This is a genomic window from Acinetobacter wuhouensis (genome assembly GCF_001696605.3).
In the GTDB taxonomy this organism is placed as follows: domain Bacteria; phylum Pseudomonadota; class Gammaproteobacteria; order Pseudomonadales; family Moraxellaceae; genus Acinetobacter; species Acinetobacter wuhouensis.
Genome location: NZ_CP031716.1, coordinates 1,024,163 through 1,042,017 on the forward strand (window position 1 = coordinate 1,024,163; position 17,855 = coordinate 1,042,017).

The following is a 17,855-nucleotide window of genomic DNA, read 5'->3' on the forward strand; positions in this document are numbered from 1 at the left end:
CTTTATTTAAAAAGAATAATCACCCAAGTAAAGAAAATAATCGCTTGAGCAACAAATTGTGCAGCACTACCCATATCTTTGGCATTTTTAGAAAGGGGATGGCGTTCTAGAGAAACACGATCGACCACTGCTTCAAGTGCAGAATTAAATAATTCAACAATAATTGCCAATAAACAAACACCAATCATCAACGCTTGTTCAACGTTGCTGATCTCTAAGAAAAACGTAATGGGAATTAAAATGACGTTAATTAAAACAATTTGGCGAAAAGCTGCTTCATTTTGAAAAGCAGCTTTAAAACCTGCTAAAGAATATCCCGTCGCATTCAGAATACGTTTAAAACCTGTCGTACCTTTAAAAGGAGAATAGTCACTCATAAAATCAAAGCTTTCAAATTTTTGAACAAGTGTACTATTTTAAGCTTAAAAGGACATTAACTTTTTACTTATAGCGCTTTAGGTATAGAAAAACAAAGCAATGATTAGATTTTATTCTAAAAATTGCTTTGTTTATTGTAATAAGAGATGCTTTATTTTACAGCAGGATTTGCCTTTAAATAAGCATCTAAACTTTTGCGACCAAGTCCCGGATCATCAGTAAACACACCGTCAACGCCTGCTTTAAAGAACATTTCAAACTCTTTGCTTGCACCAGTTTCGCAACGTTTTGAGGCATCTGTTGTTGCAGTGCTACATTTTAAATTATCTGCCAAAAAGTTATTTTCAGGGCGGAAAGTATATGGATGTACTTTCAAATTTACAGCATGAGCATTGCTGACAAATGCGGAAGGAGCAGTATAAGTATCATTAAAAATATAGGGTTTCCAAGGACCTACACCATTGGCATATTGAGCAACATTTTTTAAACCATCAGCGGTAGCCATGTCGCCATAGGTGGTTTTAATACCTTGCGCAACATAATCGGCCGGGCTTAGGTTTTTTTCATCATAAAGTTGAATAATTTTGGCATTTTTCAAAGATTTGTGTAGAGCTAATTGATCTTTAAAATATTTGAGATTGCTCACTTCAAATGACTGTAAATAGATGGGAGCAATATCTCTGGTATATTTATATTTGGCTAAAGTTTTGAGTACGGGATCTTCTAAGCTTAAATTGATTTTCTGGAAATAGGTTGGGTGCTTTGTTTCTATATATAAACCGATCACTTTTCCTGTTTTTTGATAATGCTTATCTGCCAGTTCAATAATTTGTTCTAAAGTCGGAATCGAAAATTTATCATTATACTGTGTATTTTCAGGACGTAATGCAGGAATACGCTCACGGGCTTTGATTTGATTCAGCTCGCTTAAAGTAAAATCTTCGGTAAACCATCCTGTTAACGTTGCACCATCAATGATTTTGGTTTTTTTACGATCTGCAAATTGGCTCAGTGTGCTGACATTGGTGGTACCACTAATTTCATTCTCATGACGTGCAACTAAAAATCCATCTTTGGTCGAAACAAGATCTGGTTCTATGAAGTCTGCGCCGTCGTCTATGGCTTTTTGATAACTTTCTAAAGTATGTTCAGGACGCAATGCGCTTGCACCGCGATGTCCGACAATGATGATTTTAGGTTCTTTGTATTCAGTTTTCGTCGACGTTGAAAAATCATCATTATCATCATTACAAGCGGTGAATAAGGTCGCAAGACTGGTGATGAGCAAGGTTCTTTTTAGCATATTTTTCTCAAATTATTGTGTCGTTATGAAGATCAATATGAATATGAAAGTTGACATTTAGATGACAGCTTGATGAAAAATTAGCAGTGCTTATACGTGTGTAGCGCTTTAAATTTTGAACAAACTTCATAATTTCTTCATAATTAAATGAATAATTCAGTTTTCTGTTATTTTTTCTTGAGTTTTTAGCTTAAGTCACACAAGATCAATATAAAAGGAATGTAATACTTAGTCCGACATTTTCCTCATTTACTTGACACAGAACCTAGTCTGATGCTCTCAAAATTTTTTATTCAACGTCCTATCTTTGCTTGTGTACTTGCTATTATCGTGATGGCATTGGGTATTTTCTCTGTGCTGAATTTACCTGTAGAACGATACCCAGATATTGCACCACCGCGAATTTCTATTTCTACCACCTATTCAGGGGCAGATGCTGAAACGGTAGAGGAGAGTGTAACGCAGGTTTTAGAACAACAAATTAAGGGCTTAGATAATTTATTGTATTTCAGTTCGAGTAGCGATTCTTCAGGTCGTGCTCGAATCAGTGTAAGTTTTGAAAATGGGACAGATCCTGATACAGCACAGGTACAAGTCCAAAATAGTATTAATGGTGTACTTAATCGTTTGCCCGATGATGTGCAACGCCAAGGTGTGACCGTGAGTAAATCATTAGGTGATACCTTTATGGTGGTCGGTCTATATGATGAAACAGGTAAAAGTAACAATATTCAACTGGGTGATTATTTAGCAGATCATATTGAACAAGAATTGTCACGAATCGAGGGGGTGGGTGAAGTTGATGTTTTCGGTTCTCAATATGCAATGCGTATATGGCTAAATCCAAACCTACTTCGACAATATCAATTGATGCCAAGTGATATTCGAGCAGCAATTGAGGCACAAAATACGCAAGTTGCTGCTGGAGGAATTGGGGATTTACCTGTCGCTTCGGATCAGTATTTAAATGCGAAAGTTACCGCAGGTTCTCGCCTTAGAACTGTAGATGAATTTAAAAATATTATTGTCAAATCCAACATTGATGGTAGTTATGTCTACCTCAAAGATGTCGCTCGAATTGAATTGGGCGCAGAAAATTATCAATCATTTAACACCATTAACGGTTATCCATCTTCGGGTATGGGAATTTCGTTGTCTTCAGGGGCAAATGCTTTAGCAACATCAGCATTGATTAAGGCTGAATTGGCAAAGGTTTCTGAAAAATTACCCCAAGGTTATAAGATTGTTTATCCACGGGATAACACGCCATTTGTTCAAGAGTCGATAAAAGAAGTTGTTAAAACCTTATTTGAAGCCATCGCCTTGGTGGTTTTGGTCATGTTCGTGTTTTTACAAAGTTGGCGAGCAACACTGATTCCAACAATCACTGTACCCATCGTGATTCTCGGAACATTCGCCGTATTGTATGTTTTGGGTATGAGTGTGAATACCCTAACGTTATTTGCACTGGTTCTAGCGATTGGTTTATTGGTCGATGATGCGATTGTCGTGGTAGAAAATGTCGAACGATTGATGCATGAACAAGGGTTGACAGCCAAACAAGCTTCTATTGAATCTATGCAAGAAATGACTGGTGCATTGATTGGGATAACCGTGGTATTAACTGCTGTTTTTATTCCGATGGCATTTTTTGGTGGTTCTACAGGCGTGATTTATCGTCAATTTTCTATCACCTTAGTGGCAGCAATGATGCTGTCTTTATTCGTAGCTTTGATTTTAACGCCTGCATTGTGCGCCATTATTTTAAAACCTAATCCTAAACCGATGCGCTGGGCGATTTGGTTTAACAGCAAACTCGACAATTTGAAGCAATCTTATATTGGTTTGATTCAAAAAACTTTAAATTTAAAGTGGGTCATTCTCACTATTTTCATGGGTTTAATTGCAATATTTGCATTGATTTATCGTACATTGCCAACCAGTTTTATTCCGAGTGAAGACCAAGGCATGTTGAGTGTTCAGTTCCGTTTAGCGGATGGAGCACCAATGTCGAGTAGCCAAGTAATTGGTGAAAATATTCGTAAATATTTCTTAGAAAAAGAAAAGCAAAATGTTGATATTGTTTTGATTCGCTATGGTCGAAACTTCTCAGGAACAGGGCAGAATCTTGGAACTGGTTTTGTGGCATTGAAGCATTGGGATGCGCGTGATGATGCTGAAAATTCAGCACAGGCGATTCGTGAACGTGCTATTCAATATTTCAATAAGGAAACCAATGCCAGAATTACCGTAAGTTTACCTTCTTCTGTGAGTGGTCTAGGGGATACCAATAGCTTAGAGTTTTGGTTGCAGGATATAAATGGTCAAGGTCGTAAATATTTGGATCAACAATTTTCTACACTCCAAGAAAGTGCCAAGCAATTTAGTCATTTTGAAAATTTAGATAAAAAATCAAATCCAGATAAGTCGAAGCTGAAAATTCATGTAGATCAAAAGCTTGCTCTAGCAAATGGTTTAACTCAAACTGCGATTAACAATACCCTGTCTACAGCATGGGGGGGAAGTTATGTGAATGACTTTATTGATCGTGGTCGAATTAAACGGGTCATGATGCAAGGTGATGCGGAATTTCGTTCTAAACCTGAAGATTTACAATTTTGGACGGTTCGAAATGCGCAGAATCAGATGATACCTTTCAGTAATTTTGCAACGATCGGATGGGAAGGTGGACCAGATGTTGTTAACCGTTTTCAAGGCTATACGGCTTTGCAAATGCAAGCAGATACAGTGAAGGGCGCGAGTTCTGGCGCAGCGATGAAAGACATTGAAAATATGGTGAACCAACAAGAGGGCTTGGATGTTGCATGGAGTGGTTTGTCATTTGAAGAACAAAAATCCAGTGGTCAGACTTGGTTACTTTATCTCGTATCTATTGGTTTTATATTCTTATGTTTAGCTGCATTATATGAAAGTTGGTCGATTCCAACTGCCGTGATTGCTGCAATTCCTTTAGGTATCGGTGGAAATATTATTTTTAGTAAATTGACAGGTTTTCCGAATGATATTTATTTCCAAATCGCGCTCTTAACCACCATCGGTTTGTCATGTAAAAATGCAATATTAATTGTTGAATTTGCTGCATTGGCACAAGAAAAAGGTATGACGGCGATTCAAGCAGCGATTGATGGTGCAGGGCTACGTTTACGTCCAATTCTAATGACTTCTTTGGCATTTGGTGCGGGTGTGATTCCACTTGTATTCGCATTTGGTGCAGGTGCTGCCAGTCGTCAAGAAATTGGTGTGAGTGTGCTTGGTGGTGTGATCTTTGGTACGGTATTGGTCTTATTATTTATTCCTTTTATGTATGTGCTGATTCGTTCTATTTTTAAATCTAAACAGGCATCCAGTGAAGTTGAATGAAGCACTTTGGAATAATAGGGTTTTAAAATGTCTGTTCGACAGTACAATAGCGGACAGACATTTGAATTGAATCTTTCATGATTCAATCCATAACGAACAAAAATTAAATTTTTGGCTTTTACGTTTTATGTAAATAGCACTTTGATTTTGGATGATTTTATGCAATTTTCTTTGGCATTTATAGCAGAAATAGAAAGCGCTATACAGAACCATCAATTTGAACTTATTCAAAATAAAATCAGTCAAATCAATGATGCTGATATTGCGAAATTATTATCCAATTTATCTCTAAATGAACAATTGACGCTGATTGAGTATCTCCCTAATGCAGCATATATTTTTGAATTTTTATCGATAGAACAACAATTACAAATTGCTGAACATTTAAATACGCCATTGCTGGTAAAAATATTGTCTGAGATGCACTCAGATGATCGTACTGATTTGTTTAAACAATTGAATTACAAGCTACAACAGCAAGTGAGTCAGTATTTAAGCCCAGAAATTCAACAGGATATTTTACAACTCGCCAAGTATCCTGAGGAATCCGCGGGTGCGATCATGAGTTCAGATTATGTGGCTTTGCCACCAAATTTGAACATGGTAGAAGCGATTGAACAGATTAGAACGCAAGCCAAAGATCGTGAAACACTTTATTTGATTTATGTGATTGACCAAGATAAAAAGCTACTCGGTGTAGTTTCATTGCGACAAATCATTCTCGCAGAACCTCAACAGAAAATTGTTGAAATAATGAGTCGTGATTTAATTGTTGGCTACAGTGATGAAGACCAAGAGAGCATTGCTGAAAAGCTCAGTTATTACGATTTTATCGCCTTGCCGATTGTCGATGAAAATAATCAACTATTGGGGATCGTGACTTATGATGATGCAATGGATATTGCTAAAGAAGAAGCCACAGAAGACTTTTTAAAATCAAGTGCAATGTCTTCAGGACATGTCAGTATCAAATCTGCTCCCATTCTATATTTATATCAAAAGCGTGTGTTTTGGTTGGTTATCTTAGTATTTGGTAGCTTGCTCTCAGGTTTTGGAATTGCACATTTTGAAGACATTATTTCTGCCAATATCGTGTTGGTTTTTTTCTTGCCTTTATTGGTTGGCAGTGGCGGAAATGCAGGTTCTCAGTCAGCTACTTTGATGGTACGTGCATTAGCCATCGGAGATGTAGAGCTAAAAGATTGGTTGTATTTGATCGGTCGTGAGAGTTTGGTTGGGCTCTGTTTAGGTGGAACAATGGCGCTTGCAGTTTCAGTGCTTGGCTATTTCCGAGGAGATGCGATGGTTGCTTTAGTCCTTGCAATCAGCATGATGGGCATTGTACTACTGGGCTGTTTGATTGGTATGAGTTTGCCTTTTATTCTCAATCGCTTAAAACTCGATCCTGCAAGTGCTTCAGCACCTTTGGTCACATCAATCTGTGATGCAACAGGGGTGATCGTGTATTTGTGTATTGCTTCGTTGCTTTTATAAATTTACATATTCAAAACTTTAAAATTCTAAAGGATGTCTTTTCTTAAATCTCGACAACTCGGAATTTCTGTATAACGATAGACTTTGTAGCCAGCTTGATTCAACATTGCATCACGTTGAGCATCTTGTTGTTCTTTTCCTAGATGTGTAGGGTCATCTAGCTCAATAATCGCGATCACTTCAAGTTGATGATCTAATAATACAAAATCAGTCACTTTACGATTAAATTTGGATCTGAGTTTGAAGTGTTCTGTATCAATCAATGCGCTAAAAGCAACTTGAGCAAGTACATGATGTTGCGGGAAAGCTTCATTCAAGCGTAAAAACATTTTCTGCTCAAAAGGGGTAATGACGGGTTTTGCAAAATAGTTTTTATTTCTAAATAAATGTTGACCGAAACAGGCAATTAGCAAAGCAAGTGTTGCAATACTACCTATAAAAAGGAATAAAGCCTGATGAGAATCAAAAGACATAAGTAATCAACAAAAGATAGGCAAGAAAAAACCCACTGCGTAATGAGTGGGCTTTTAGAATTTGGCTCTCCAACCTGGGCTCGAACCAGGGACCTGCGGATTAACAGTCCGTCGCTCTACCGACTGAGCTATTGGAGAATCTGGAACGCATTTTAGGGATGAATTGGAAGTGGGTCAAGAAAAAATTGTTAAATTGATCATAAAAACGTATTATTTGCTAAATATTTGATCATTCATAAAAATAAAAGCATGCTTATGAAAATTCTTCTTCTTCCTTTATTTCTTGTTGCATTTATAAATTCATGCCAATGGCGTGCACATCCAGAAGATACTGCATCAAATGATTCTCAAAAAAAGAATCAAACACAGCATGTTGATAAACAGGATATTTGCCGAAAAGTTTTATTTACACAATTGATTGATCAGAAAGAGTGGGCGGAGATTTATAAAGTTTTTCCGACACCCAATCAAAAACCATTAAGTACACAAACGATTATTGAGTATATTCAAGGTGATTTTGAAGTGCATGATTCAATAGGTAAAGGCATTATCGGTGTCCCTTTAGAGGGGAATGCTGTGAATCTCAACTCTCAATATGCGACTGTAACCAAAGCAGGTGGTAATTACTTGATCACGTTAAAAGATGATCATCTTGAATATTTAATTCGGCAAAACTTTGATGAATTTTCAACGCTACAATTTAAAAGTCCCTATGACACACAATTTCAAGATTTATGTGCAGACAGCCATATTCGCTATTTAGATACAATTAAACTCGTGTTTTTTCGGAGTGCAGCCAACATTTATATGTATGACCTAAAAGAAAGAGGCGATTTATAAAGATAAAAATATGCTGATAAAAAAAGCCCACTTCGCAATGAGTGGGCTTTTTAGAATCTGGCTCTTCCACCTGGGCTCGAACCAGGGACCTGCGGATTAACAGTCCGTCGCTCTACCGACTGAGCTATGGAAGAATAGATGGCTCTCCAACCTGGGCTCGAACCAGGGACCTGCGGATTAACAGTCCGTCGCTCTACCGACTGAGCTATTGGAGAATCTGAAACGCATTCTATGGATGAAAGTCAAAGTGGTCAAGTATATTTATAACAAAAAAGCCTTAAATGTTTTTTTATTGTCCAGATTTGAAATATTTGCTTATATATTGATTATTTTTAAAATTTTCCAATTCTTTATTTGAGATAAGATGGTCATAGTGACTACTTCGATCACTGAGTTGTTGAATGGTTTCTATACGCTTTTTAGGTGTCATCCGAGCGATTGCAGTAAAAATTATCGCCATTTCTAAAATTTTTTGATTTCTAAATATGAACTGTGAAGCTATGACTTGGTCTTTAACTTGAAAAGTCTTCCTTCTGAACATGTTTGTTTGTGCAATTTCCTCTTTTAAATAGAGGGTGAGTTGGTAATCATGTCCCCATTTTATGCCACGGTGTTCTTGCTCGACTTTATTAAAATTGATTGAAGAAATTTGTTTGTAGGGAATACTGATATGTACGGTATACATTTGAATTCGGCAATATTCAGGCATGAAGCAGACGCGGGGACGACCATATCTGATAAGTAAGTAAAATAGGTAGAGTCCAAAACAGAAAAAGAAAACTAGTCCTAATACAGCAAAAATAAATCCGAAGGTTATATAGTCCGATGATTCGATAAATTTAAAGCATCCTATTTGGATTGTGATAATTGTAGAAAAGAACAGCAATAGTTTGAATGGATTGGCTTTTATGGTGTAAGTCGGGAATGGTTTTTTATTCGGTATAGTCATGATTTAGTTCAAGTATAAATGCTTCAATAAAATATTTTAGAAGAACATCAATTTTCAATCTGTAAATAGGTGAATATTGATGAGTTGCTGTGTAAATGTAAAGTACATTGAATTGATTTATTTTCGGGCACTAAATTTTTTATTGAGTTTTTGATCGTATGTAAAGTTGGCAATATCTTTCTGATTGAGATAATCGGTGAATTTAAATTGTTTGTTGTTGAGCTTGTGGAAAATAGCTGGTCTACTTTTGGCTTTATTTTGACAAAGAATATAGAGTAACATCGCAGTTTCAAGAATTTGCTCATTGCTGATCAATAATCCTTGTTGAACTTGAAATATCGGCTCAGTTGTTGTCCTAGCAAAAATATCAACGACCTGTATAGGGTGAGCACTGTATAGAAATAATTTCCGTTCACGTTCATAGGCTGTTACTTGATAATGGGTTTCGTGTCTTTCTAAATTGAAACTCGTCATATCAGCATATTTTATTTTGGTTTTACGGCTATATTGGATGACTTCAAAATCTTCTAAATTAAAAATAATGCGCGGTGTTCTGTGTTGAATGATCATCCATAACATGTAGATGCTAAAGGGAAATACGATTAAAAGCACAATCACGACAATTATGAAAAGGGGCGTGATGTAGTCTGAAAATTCTAGAAATTTAAAACAAACAAATTGTAGTGCAATCATGCACATAAAAATAAAAGCGATACGTCCAAAACTGGCTTTAATCACGTAGGGTTGTAAAGTCATTGTTATACGATATTCATTTTTATTGGGAAATATTTTTAATATGCTAATAAAAAATCGCTCTATAAAAGAGCGATTTTTGTAAATAATTCAACTGATATTCAGTTGAGTCTTTTCAGACTGAAATTATTTTTCAACGCCAGCAGCTTGACCAGCATATTTAGCATTTGCATAGTCCCAGTTTACAAGGCTTTCAAGGAAAGTTTTGATGTAAGCTGGACGTGCATTACGGAAGTCGATGTAGTAAGCGTGTTCCCAAACGTCGATTGTTAATACTGCAACTTTACCGTGAGCAAGTGGAGTATCTGCATTTGAAGTTTTAAGGATAGAAAGTTCGCCATTTACTTTGTCAGCAACTAACCAAGCCCAACCTGAACCGAATTGAGTTGTTGCAGCAGCAGCAAATTCTTCAGCAAATTTTTCATAAGAACCGAAAGCTTCGTCGATTTTAGCAGCCAAAGCGCCAGTCGCAGCACCACCACCGTTTTTAGCCAAACAGTTCCAGTAGAATGTGTGGTTCCATACTTGAGCCGCGTTATTGAAAACACCTGCTTTAGAAGCATCGCCAGCAACAGCAACGATGATTTCTTCTAAAGTTTTACCTTCAAGGTCAGTACCTTTGATTAAGTTGTTTAAGTTAACAACATAAGTATTGTGGTGTTTGTCGTGGTGGAATTCTAAAGTTTCTTTGCTGATGTGAGGAGCAAGATCTTCGTAGCCGTATGGTAGCGCAGGTAAAGTAATGGTTGTCATGTTTTAAATTCCTTGCAATTTGCTGGGTTTTAAAATTAAGTGGCTTTATTGTAATGGATTCTATAAACAATTGTGCAGGATGTTAAATAACAATACACAATTTATTTCGATTAATTACGAATAAAGAAATTGTTAAAAATAAAATAACTAATTTCATGACCAATGCTGTTTATTCACATCAACATGTGTACCAAGCATTGGTCATTTAAACTTGATTACTGTAGCCGATTTAAATCGGGTTGTTTAATTCAAAATAACTATATTCTATATCGAATTTTTCGGCGATGGCTTGTCCGAGGCGTTGCACACCATAACGCTCAGTCGCATGATGACCACATGCATAGTAGTGAACATCTAATTCTTTGGCTTCATAAAAAGTACGTTCGCTGACTTCACCTGAAATATAAGCATCACAATTCATTGCCGCAGCTTTGCCAATAAAATCTTGCGCGCCACCCGTACAAAAGCCAACTTTTTGAATTGTTGTTTTTTCGGCAGGTAAATGAATCGCATCAAAATGTAGTTTTTCAGACACAAAATTTTTGAAAGCTTCAGGTGACATGGCATTTTTTAAATAACCAATATTACCAATCGGATTGCGTTCGCTCGGATCAAGCGCTTCAATATTTTCTAATTCTAAGATTCTGGCAATTTCAGCGTTATTACCTAAAGTCGGGTGAGAGTCTAAAGGCAGGTGGTAGCCAACTAGAGAAATATCATTTTGAATTAAAGCCTTAATTCGTTTACCACGCATTCCTGTAATCGGGTAGGGTTCACCTTTCCAAAAATAACCATGATGAACTAAAAGTAAATCTGCCTGTTGGGCAATGGCAGCATCTATCGCATCTTGTGAAGCCGTGACAGCACATAGGATTTTTTTGACTTCAGCTTTACCTTCGATTTGTAAACCATTTGGTGCATAGTCTTTAAATTCGTGTGATTTTAAGGTTTGATCACACCATTGAATAATATCTTTAAGTAAAGCCATGAATAACCTTCATTTAAATAATCTTATTTAAAACATCAAAACATACTTTGAATTGTAACTAAAGCTGAACAAAACTCTTAAGGATTTTTATGTTTCTTTATTGAATTGCTTTACAATATGTAAATTGCTTTTGCATCAACGAATTAAAAAATTCTTAGAGGAATAATAACGTGCGGCGTTCATTTACTTGGCTCCCTTGGATTCTACTGATACTGGTCATCATTTGTTTTGTGGTTTGGCAAAAAATTCAACAACCTAAAGCGCCGATTGCTGCTGATGGTGTGAAAATGCCTGCTGAAAAAGTTGAACCTTTGGTCAATACATCTCGTACAGGCGGAGTAGTTTCCTATAGTGCCGCAGTAAAAGTGGCTGCACCCGCAGTTGTGAATATTTTTACAACGCAAAAAGTGAAACAAAACCATCCTTTACTCAATGATCCAGCGTTCCGTGAGTTTTTTGGCAATCAAATTCCAGAACAGAATAAAGGCTCTAATGAAAATAGCTTGGGTTCAGGTGTGATTGTCCGACCTGATGGTTATATTTTAACGAATAATCATGTGATTGCTCAGGCAGACCAAATTGTTGTTGCCTTACGTGATGGTCGTCGTGCTGAAGCGAAAGTGATAGGTACTGACCCTGATACAGATCTTGCGGTGATTAAAATTGAATTGACCGAATTACCTGTTTTGCCATTTAAGTTAAGTGGAAATGAAGTGGGTGATGTTGTTTTAGCGATTGGTAATCCATTCGGTGTGGGACAAACTGTGACGCAGGGGATTATTTCTGCGACTGGACGTTCTGATTTGGGTATCAATACTTATGAAGATTTTATCCAAACGGATGCAGCAATCAATCCAGGCAACTCAGGCGGTGCTTTAATCGATGTTGCAGGAAATCTGATCGGTGTAAATACTGCAATCTTCTCACAATCAGGTGGTTCTTTGGGGATTGGTTTTGCCATTCCTGCCAAAATTTGCCAGCAAGTTTTAAACTCGATTTTGAAAGATGGTCGAGTGATCCGTGGTTGGATGGGGATTAGCTTAGTTCCTCCAACTCAAGAGGATGTTCTACAGCCTCGTCAAGCGGGTGTAGTCGTTGCTGATGTTTTGAAAAAAGGTCCAGCAGCTGAAGCGGGAATTAAAGTTGGTGATCGCATTGTGAAGGTCAATAATGAAGATATTACATCGACGTCGCATTTGATCAATTATGTTGCATTACAAGCACCAAATTCAACGATCCAAGTTGAAGTGGTTCGTGGTGAGCAAAAGGTCAATGTCGCTGTCAAAGTCGGTGAGCGTAAGGTACAAAGTACGGATTCTCAATACATTCCTTTACCGCAACGCTAAAAAGCGATTTGAAATTTTAAGCCCTGATCATTCAGGGCTTTTTATTGCCATAAAATATTTGTCTTTCCTTATTTAAACCATAAAGCTTAGATCAACTGAGTTGTATCGGTATCGATGAGGTGAATGACTGAGTTTGATGGTAATACCATACGATCAAAGTTAGATCATATAAATGAAAGGTTTGCACAGACTCGACATACATTGAAAAGTTTAAATTGCTTTGTGTATTCGATGCCTCACTTTTGAAGGTTGAGGAATGTATTCCGTAAGGTGACAAAAATCCTTTGTTGGACATGAGAAGCGAGGCTTCGCAAGATCACCTATCTTCGGAGTATACTCCTCATATCCAACGGCGACATCCATGTCGCCTCACGATAGCATCACTACGTTTAAAGTAATTGGTGCAAAAAAGCAAAAGAGGCTAATTTATATAAAGTTAATTTAACGGATTGGTATAATTTTTGATTTTTATTAGGGCGTGTTGACATTTGCTGTATTAATTTTAATCTCAGATAAAAATCATTTTTAATACCAATAGTTTAGGAATGATATTTTTAATAGAGCACTTACAGTAACCTTATGATTTTTTTTATATAAAATTCATGTGGTTACTGTTTTAAATATCAACAAACCCTAGATAAATTAATTCAGCTATTCATTCCATAATAATCAACACAACTATCAAAGGAATATTTAAGGAAAGAACGATCAATGTTCTCATTTTTAAATCTATGCCTTACAACAAATCTGTGTGGGTAATTTTGTTCAATTTGTACTGGCTAAGATATTATGTCGCTTATAAAGATTTTAAGATTGCCATAAAAAAAACCAGTGACGAATCACTGGTTTCTGTTATTTATTGCTAAAAATTAAGCTTGTTGAATACCTGCAACTAACCAATCTTGGCTAGAACCCGCCGGTTTAACAAAGTGCCAAACTTCAGCAAATGGTGTAGGTTGGCTATTCAGATCTTCACTTACAGTACCTGTAAAGCGAACACTTACCACATATTGACCATTTTCAGTTGCGCTATCAGCCACCATTGCATTTAAGTTTGAGAACTCAGCAACGTCTTGATCTTGATTTTCCATGATGTCGTTATACATAGACTGGTAAAGATCAGGGGTTAAGTAGCGTTGAATTTCTGTAATGTTGCTTGCAGAGTTCATTGACTGAATGTGGTTGAAACGTTGACGCGCAATACGTAAGAAAGCAGCAGGTTCAGTTCCATCAGGAAGTTGATTACCACTTTGTGTAGATGCTGCGCCAAACGGTGCTTGTGTCGCTGTACCGCCATTCACTGACTGACCAAAAATATTGGTATTGTCATTTGACGTACGTGCAGTGTTGTTTTGACCAAATGGCGCAGATGTTGGACCTGAACTATTTGGTGCGTAAGGATTATTACCCGCTAATTTTTTTTTAGCACCGAATTTACGGAACAAGAAGAATGCAGCACCTGCGATCAGGATTAACCAAATCCAACTTGGAATGCCACCTTTTTGCTCTTCTTGTTGAGCTGCTTGCTGTTTTGCTAACTCTGCATCATTGGTTTGCGTAGCATTATGATCATCAGCCATAGCATTGGCAGCAATTGCACCAACTGCCGCACCAGCAACACCAGCCGCAACCATTTTACCTACACCCGAACCAGACTTTTGTTGACCCGTTTGAGCAGGCATTGGCTGTTGAGCAGGCGTAGCTTGTCGCGGTTGAGAATAAGACTGACTTGAACTCGAAGAACGGCTCATGCCATGGCTTTTACCGCCACCTGCACGTTTTGCTTCAGCGAGCGGTGCTACAGCTAAAGTTGCCATCAAAATACCGGCGATCAAGCCGCGCTGTCGAACTTCCATTGAAATTACCTATTTTAAAATATGTTTATGAATAGAACAGCATTGTTATGCTATTTCATATCTCTATTTATGCAGTCTTTTACAGAGAATTTCAATGTTTTTGAGATTTATTTGCGCATATATTCACATAAAAATAACGAATATCTTTTTTGAAACAGAAGCCTTAGCAGCTTTGTATTAATTAATTGAAAATCCTGAAAAAGTATAAATTTAGAGTGTATTTATCATATCATTAAATTGATAGCCCTATTTCATGTTTTTGTTTATTAATTCAGCTAAGAATTCTCATGGATTTAATTCGCTTCTAAATGTGTTCTTAATTCAGCGTTCTAAATATTCGAACAAAAAATATTTTTAAAATAGCCTAAGCAACTCAACGTATTGCTGGTACACAATACGTTTTATCGTGAAAGGTAAACGCGATCTAAGATTTGGTGATGTAAAGATAGGTGTTCAACCTTATCCAACTTCATCACTAAGTTGCATTGCTTCAGTCAACGCTTCGTGTAGGCGTGCTACAGAAATGATTTGTACACCTGCGATTGGCTTTTGTGGTGCATTACCACGAGGTACAATGATGTATTTAAATCCATGTTTGATGGCTTCTTTTAAGCGTTCTTGACCATTCGGCACAGGGCGTATCTCACCTGATAATCCAACTTCTCCAAAAACAGCCAGCTGTTGTGGTAAAGCCTTGGAACGCAAACTTGACGCACAAGCGAGCAGGACAGCAAGATCTGAACCTGTCTCAGTAATTTTTAAGCCACCCACGACATTGACATAAACATCTTGTCCAGAAGTTTGTACGCCACCATGACGATGCATTACGGCTAATAACATGTTTAAACGGTTTTGTTCTAAACCAAGTGCAACACGCCGTGGTTGTCCATGCGCATCATCCACGAGGGCTTGAACCTCAACCAAAAGTGGTCGAGTGCCTTCACGGCTGATCATGACAACAGAGCCTGGAATGGCTTCATCATAACGACTGAGGAATATTGCCGAGGGGTTGGCAACTTCTTTTAGCCCTTTGTCGGTCATACCGAAGACACCGAGTTCATTCACTGCACCAAAACGGTTTTTGACTGCACGGATCATACGATAACGTGAATCAGATTGACCTTCAAAATACAGTACACAATCGACCATGTGTTCTAAAACACGTGGACCTGCGAGCGAACCTTCTTTGGTGACATGACCGACAATGAATAAAGCTGTACCACTATTTTTGGCAAATCGTGTGAGTAGAGCAGCAGATTCACGGATTTGAGAAACACCACCTGGCGCAGATTGTAAAGTTTCGGTATATAAAGTTTGAATAGAATCGAGAATTGCAACAGCAGGGCGAAGTTGCGCTAAAGTTTCACAAATACGCTCAACACATGTTTCAGCCATGACTTGTAATTTATCAGTAGGTAAATCTAAACGATTGGCACGTAAAGCGACTTGAGAAAGTGATTCTTCACCCGTGACATAGAGCGCAGAACTATTGGCAGCCGCCATATGGGTTGCTGTTTGTAGCAGAATGGTTGATTTACCAATCCCTGGATCACCACCGATCAGAACCACTGAACCTGTCACTAAACCACCACCGAGGACGCGGTCAAATTCACCAATACCTGTACCAAGTCGTGTTTCATTTGATACTGTGATTTGATTGAGTAGAGTGACATTGGCAGCTTGTCCCGCATAGCCACCACCCATAGGTTTTGCACGGTGGCTGACAACAGGTTCAATTTTAACTTCAGTCAAAGAGTTCCATTCACCACAGTCTGAACATTGACCTGCCCATTTGGAATGGTCTGTACCACATTGTTCACAACGATAAACAGTTTTGACTTTAGCCATATGATTAAAAATTCAAGAGTAAGTGAGTGAAATGACTATACATCAATCTAAATTGTAGATGCCAATAATATAAAAAAGGACGACTAATATTGTCGTCCCATTTAAAGAAGTTGAATAATTTTAGTACAGTTCACCTGATTTACGACGAGCTAGGAAGTCTTTGGTTTCTTTCACAATAACACCAGAAAGCAAGAGTAATGCAATCAAGTTTGGAATTGCCATTAAGCCATTAAAGGTATCGGCAAATAACCAGACTAAATCAAGCGTAGCTACTGTTCCAATAAATACGGTTGCAATATAGATAATGCGGTAGATTAAAACGAATTTTTCGCCCAACAGATACGTCGCACATTTTTCACCATAATAGCACCAACCTAAAATGGTTGAATATGCGAAGAAAATAATACCAAAGGTGACCACCCATCCTCCAACACCGGGTAATAAGCGATCAAAAATATGCGTAGTGAGGACAGCACCTGTTTCAGTACCAAAAGTGTTCCCCGCGACGATGTAGCCCATGACCAAAACAATACCTGTAATTGAACAGACAATGATGGTGTCAATGAATGTCCCTGTCATTGAAACTAAACCTTGACGTACAGGGTGATCGGTTTTTGCCGCTGCTGCTGCAATTGGCGCAGAACCCATACCCGCTTCATTCGAGAATACACCACGCGCAACACCGTAACGAATCACCGCACCGATTGCACCACCAGCAACGGCTTGCCCTGTAAATGCATCGACAAAGATCAATTTAAGTGCAGGCAGTACGAGTTCTAGATTGGTCAAAATAATTGCTAAACCACCTAAAACATAGCCAATCGCCATGATTGGAACGATGAAAGATGATGCTTTAGCAATGGATTTGATTCCCCCAAGAATAACCAAAGCTGAGAACAGTGTGATAATGACACCTGTAATCCACGTTTCAACACCTAAACTATTCTGCACCGCAAGTGCAACGGTGTTGGACTGTACTGAGCTTCCGATTCCGAAAGAAGCAATCGTACCAAACAATGCAAATAGTATCGCGAGCCATTTCCACTTGAGTCCACGTTCAATGTAGTACATTGGACCGCCAGATTTTTGCCCATTTTCATTGGTAACACGGTATTTAACAGCTAAAACACCTTCACCATATTTGGTTGCCATGCCCACTAAGGCGGTCATCCACATCCAAAAAACTGCACCAGGTCCTCCGAGCACACATGCAGTTGCAACACCGGCAATGTTCCCTGTACCAATCGTTGCTGATAATGCGGTCATTAATGCACTGAATTGAGAAATATCTCCATCATTAGATTTAGCTTTATCATGTTTGCCAAACACTTGTTTAAAGGCAAAAGGTAAAAGTCTGAATTGTAAAAACATGAGACGTAGCGTGAGGAACACACCTGTACCAACAAGGAGTACAAGCATATAAGGTCCCCAGACCCAACCACTTAAGGTTTCCATTAACGATTGAATATTTTGCATAGTACCTTCTTTTTATG

General features: G+C 37.9%; 14 protein-coding genes and 3 tRNA genes. 4 read left to right on the forward strand and 13 right to left on the reverse strand.

All coding sequences use genetic code 11. The features are described 5' to 3' along the window. Positions 1-2: 2 nt before the first annotated feature. Both BEN71_RS05535 and BEN71_RS05540 read right to left on the reverse strand, forming a co-directional pair. On the reverse strand, positions 3-377 hold the full coding sequence (locus BEN71_RS05535) for a diacylglycerol kinase (RefSeq protein WP_068975435.1): 375 nt from the start codon (positions 375-377) through the stop codon (positions 3-5). Positions 378-529: 152 nt separating this feature from the next. After that, positions 530-1,681, reverse strand: coding sequence for a glycerophosphodiester phosphodiesterase family protein (locus tag BEN71_RS05540; RefSeq protein ID WP_068975434.1), 1,152 nt, complete (start codon positions 1,679-1,681; stop codon positions 530-532). Positions 1,682-1,954: 273 nt separating this feature from the next. Between BEN71_RS05540 and BEN71_RS05545 the strand changes: the two genes are divergently transcribed. Next, positions 1,955-5,062, forward strand: coding sequence for a multidrug efflux RND transporter permease subunit (locus tag BEN71_RS05545; protein WP_068975433.1), 3,108 nt, complete (start codon positions 1,955-1,957; stop codon positions 5,060-5,062). A 159-nt stretch (positions 5,063-5,221) separates the two neighbouring features. Beyond that, on the forward strand, positions 5,222-6,556 hold the full coding sequence (mgtE, locus tag BEN71_RS05550) for a magnesium transporter (RefSeq protein ID WP_068975432.1): 1,335 nt from the start codon (positions 5,222-5,224) through the stop codon (positions 6,554-6,556). Positions 6,557-6,582: 26 nt separating this feature from the next. Here the strand turns inward: mgtE and BEN71_RS05555 are convergent, their stop codons facing one another. Together BEN71_RS05555 and BEN71_RS05560 are read right to left on the reverse strand one after the other, a co-directional pair. Next, on the reverse strand, positions 6,583-7,029 hold the full coding sequence (locus BEN71_RS05555) for a DUF2726 domain-containing protein (protein WP_068975431.1): 447 nt from the start codon (positions 7,027-7,029) through the stop codon (positions 6,583-6,585). A gap of 62 nt (positions 7,030-7,091) precedes the next feature. Further along, positions 7,092-7,167, reverse strand: a tRNA-Asn gene (locus tag BEN71_RS05560). Positions 7,168-7,284: 117 nt separating this feature from the next. Here BEN71_RS05560 and BEN71_RS05565 point away from each other — a divergent pair. Next, positions 7,285-7,869 (forward strand): hypothetical protein, encoded by a 585-nt coding sequence (locus BEN71_RS05565; protein WP_068975256.1) that lies wholly within the window; start codon positions 7,285-7,287, stop codon positions 7,867-7,869. 58 nt (positions 7,870-7,927) lie between these two features. On the opposite strand, the gene BEN71_RS05570 is transcribed toward BEN71_RS05565, so the two are convergent. From BEN71_RS05570 to BEN71_RS05595, 6 genes are all read right to left on the reverse strand, one after another. Continuing rightward, positions 7,928-8,003 (reverse strand) — tRNA-Asn (locus tag BEN71_RS05570). A 5-nt stretch (positions 8,004-8,008) separates the two neighbouring features. Beyond that, positions 8,009-8,084 (reverse strand) — tRNA-Asn (locus BEN71_RS05575). 74 nt (positions 8,085-8,158) lie between these two features. Continuing rightward, positions 8,159-8,818, reverse strand: a complete 660-nt coding sequence (locus BEN71_RS05580; RefSeq protein ID WP_068975255.1) for a hypothetical protein — start codon at positions 8,816-8,818, stop codon at positions 8,159-8,161. Between the two features lie 117 nt (positions 8,819-8,935). Continuing rightward, positions 8,936-9,574, reverse strand: a complete 639-nt coding sequence (locus tag BEN71_RS05585) for a hypothetical protein (protein ID WP_068975254.1) — start codon at positions 9,572-9,574, stop codon at positions 8,936-8,938. Between the two features lie 123 nt (positions 9,575-9,697). Further along, positions 9,698-10,324, reverse strand: coding sequence for a superoxide dismutase (locus BEN71_RS05590; RefSeq protein WP_068975253.1), 627 nt, complete (start codon positions 10,322-10,324; stop codon positions 9,698-9,700). Between the two features lie 229 nt (positions 10,325-10,553). Beyond that, positions 10,554-11,312 carry a Nif3-like dinuclear metal center hexameric protein gene (locus BEN71_RS05595; protein WP_068975252.1) on the reverse strand — a complete coding sequence of 253 codons (759 nt, stop codon included), beginning with the start codon at positions 11,310-11,312 and terminating at the stop codon, positions 10,554-10,556. Positions 11,313-11,482: 170 nt separating this feature from the next. Between BEN71_RS05595 and BEN71_RS05600 the strand changes: the two genes are divergently transcribed. Next, a complete protein-coding gene (locus BEN71_RS05600) occupies positions 11,483-12,658 on the forward strand; it encodes a S1C family serine protease (RefSeq protein ID WP_068975251.1) in 1,176 nt (391 codons plus the stop codon). A gap of 869 nt (positions 12,659-13,527) precedes the next feature. On the opposite strand, the gene BEN71_RS05605 is transcribed toward BEN71_RS05600, so the two are convergent. From BEN71_RS05605 to BEN71_RS05615, 3 genes are all read right to left on the reverse strand, one after another. After that, positions 13,528-14,514 (reverse strand): Tim44 domain-containing protein, encoded by a 987-nt coding sequence (locus BEN71_RS05605; RefSeq protein WP_068975250.1) that lies wholly within the window; start codon positions 14,512-14,514, stop codon positions 13,528-13,530. A 459-nt stretch (positions 14,515-14,973) separates the two neighbouring features. Then, positions 14,974-16,362 (reverse strand): DNA repair protein RadA, encoded by a 1,389-nt coding sequence (gene radA / locus BEN71_RS05610; RefSeq protein WP_068975249.1) that lies wholly within the window; start codon positions 16,360-16,362, stop codon positions 14,974-14,976. 120 nt (positions 16,363-16,482) lie between these two features. Next, entirely contained in the window at positions 16,483-17,838 is a 1,356-nt protein-coding gene (locus tag BEN71_RS05615) for an alanine/glycine:cation symporter family protein (protein WP_068975248.1), read from the reverse strand. Positions 17,839-17,855 lie beyond the last annotated feature (17 nt).

Excerpts from the sequence above, each read along its gene's own strand:
- BEN71_RS05565 (WP_068975256.1), top strand. The coding sequence starts at position 7,285 with ATGAAAATTCTTCTTCTTCCTTTATTTCTTGTTGCATTTATAAATTCA.
- BEN71_RS05615 (WP_068975248.1), bottom strand. The coding sequence starts at position 17,838 with ATGCAAAATATTCAATCGTTAATGGAAACCTTAAGTGGTTGGGTCTGG.
- BEN71_RS05540 (WP_068975434.1), bottom strand. The coding sequence starts at position 1,681 with ATGCTAAAAAGAACCTTGCTCATCACCAGTCTTGCGACCTTATTCACC.
- mgtE (WP_068975432.1), top strand. The coding sequence starts at position 5,222 with ATGCAATTTTCTTTGGCATTTATAGCAGAAATAGAAAGCGCTATACAG.
- BEN71_RS05590 (WP_068975253.1), bottom strand. The coding sequence starts at position 10,324 with ATGACAACCATTACTTTACCTGCGCTACCATACGGCTACGAAGATCTT.
- BEN71_RS05580 (WP_068975255.1), bottom strand. The coding sequence starts at position 8,818 with ATGACTATACCGAATAAAAAACCATTCCCGACTTACACCATAAAAGCC.
- BEN71_RS05555 (WP_068975431.1), bottom strand. The coding sequence starts at position 7,029 with ATGTCTTTTGATTCTCATCAGGCTTTATTCCTTTTTATAGGTAGTATT.
- BEN71_RS05605 (WP_068975250.1), bottom strand. The coding sequence starts at position 14,514 with ATGGAAGTTCGACAGCGCGGCTTGATCGCCGGTATTTTGATGGCAACT.
- radA (WP_068975249.1), bottom strand. The coding sequence starts at position 16,362 with ATGGCTAAAGTCAAAACTGTTTATCGTTGTGAACAATGTGGTACAGAC.
- BEN71_RS05585 (WP_068975254.1), bottom strand. The coding sequence starts at position 9,574 with ATGACTTTACAACCCTACGTGATTAAAGCCAGTTTTGGACGTATCGCT.
- BEN71_RS05595 (WP_068975252.1), bottom strand. The coding sequence starts at position 11,312 with ATGGCTTTACTTAAAGATATTATTCAATGGTGTGATCAAACCTTAAAA.
- BEN71_RS05545 (WP_068975433.1), top strand. The coding sequence starts at position 1,955 with ATGCTCTCAAAATTTTTTATTCAACGTCCTATCTTTGCTTGTGTACTT.
- BEN71_RS05535 (WP_068975435.1), bottom strand. The coding sequence starts at position 377 with ATGAGTGACTATTCTCCTTTTAAAGGTACGACAGGTTTTAAACGTATT.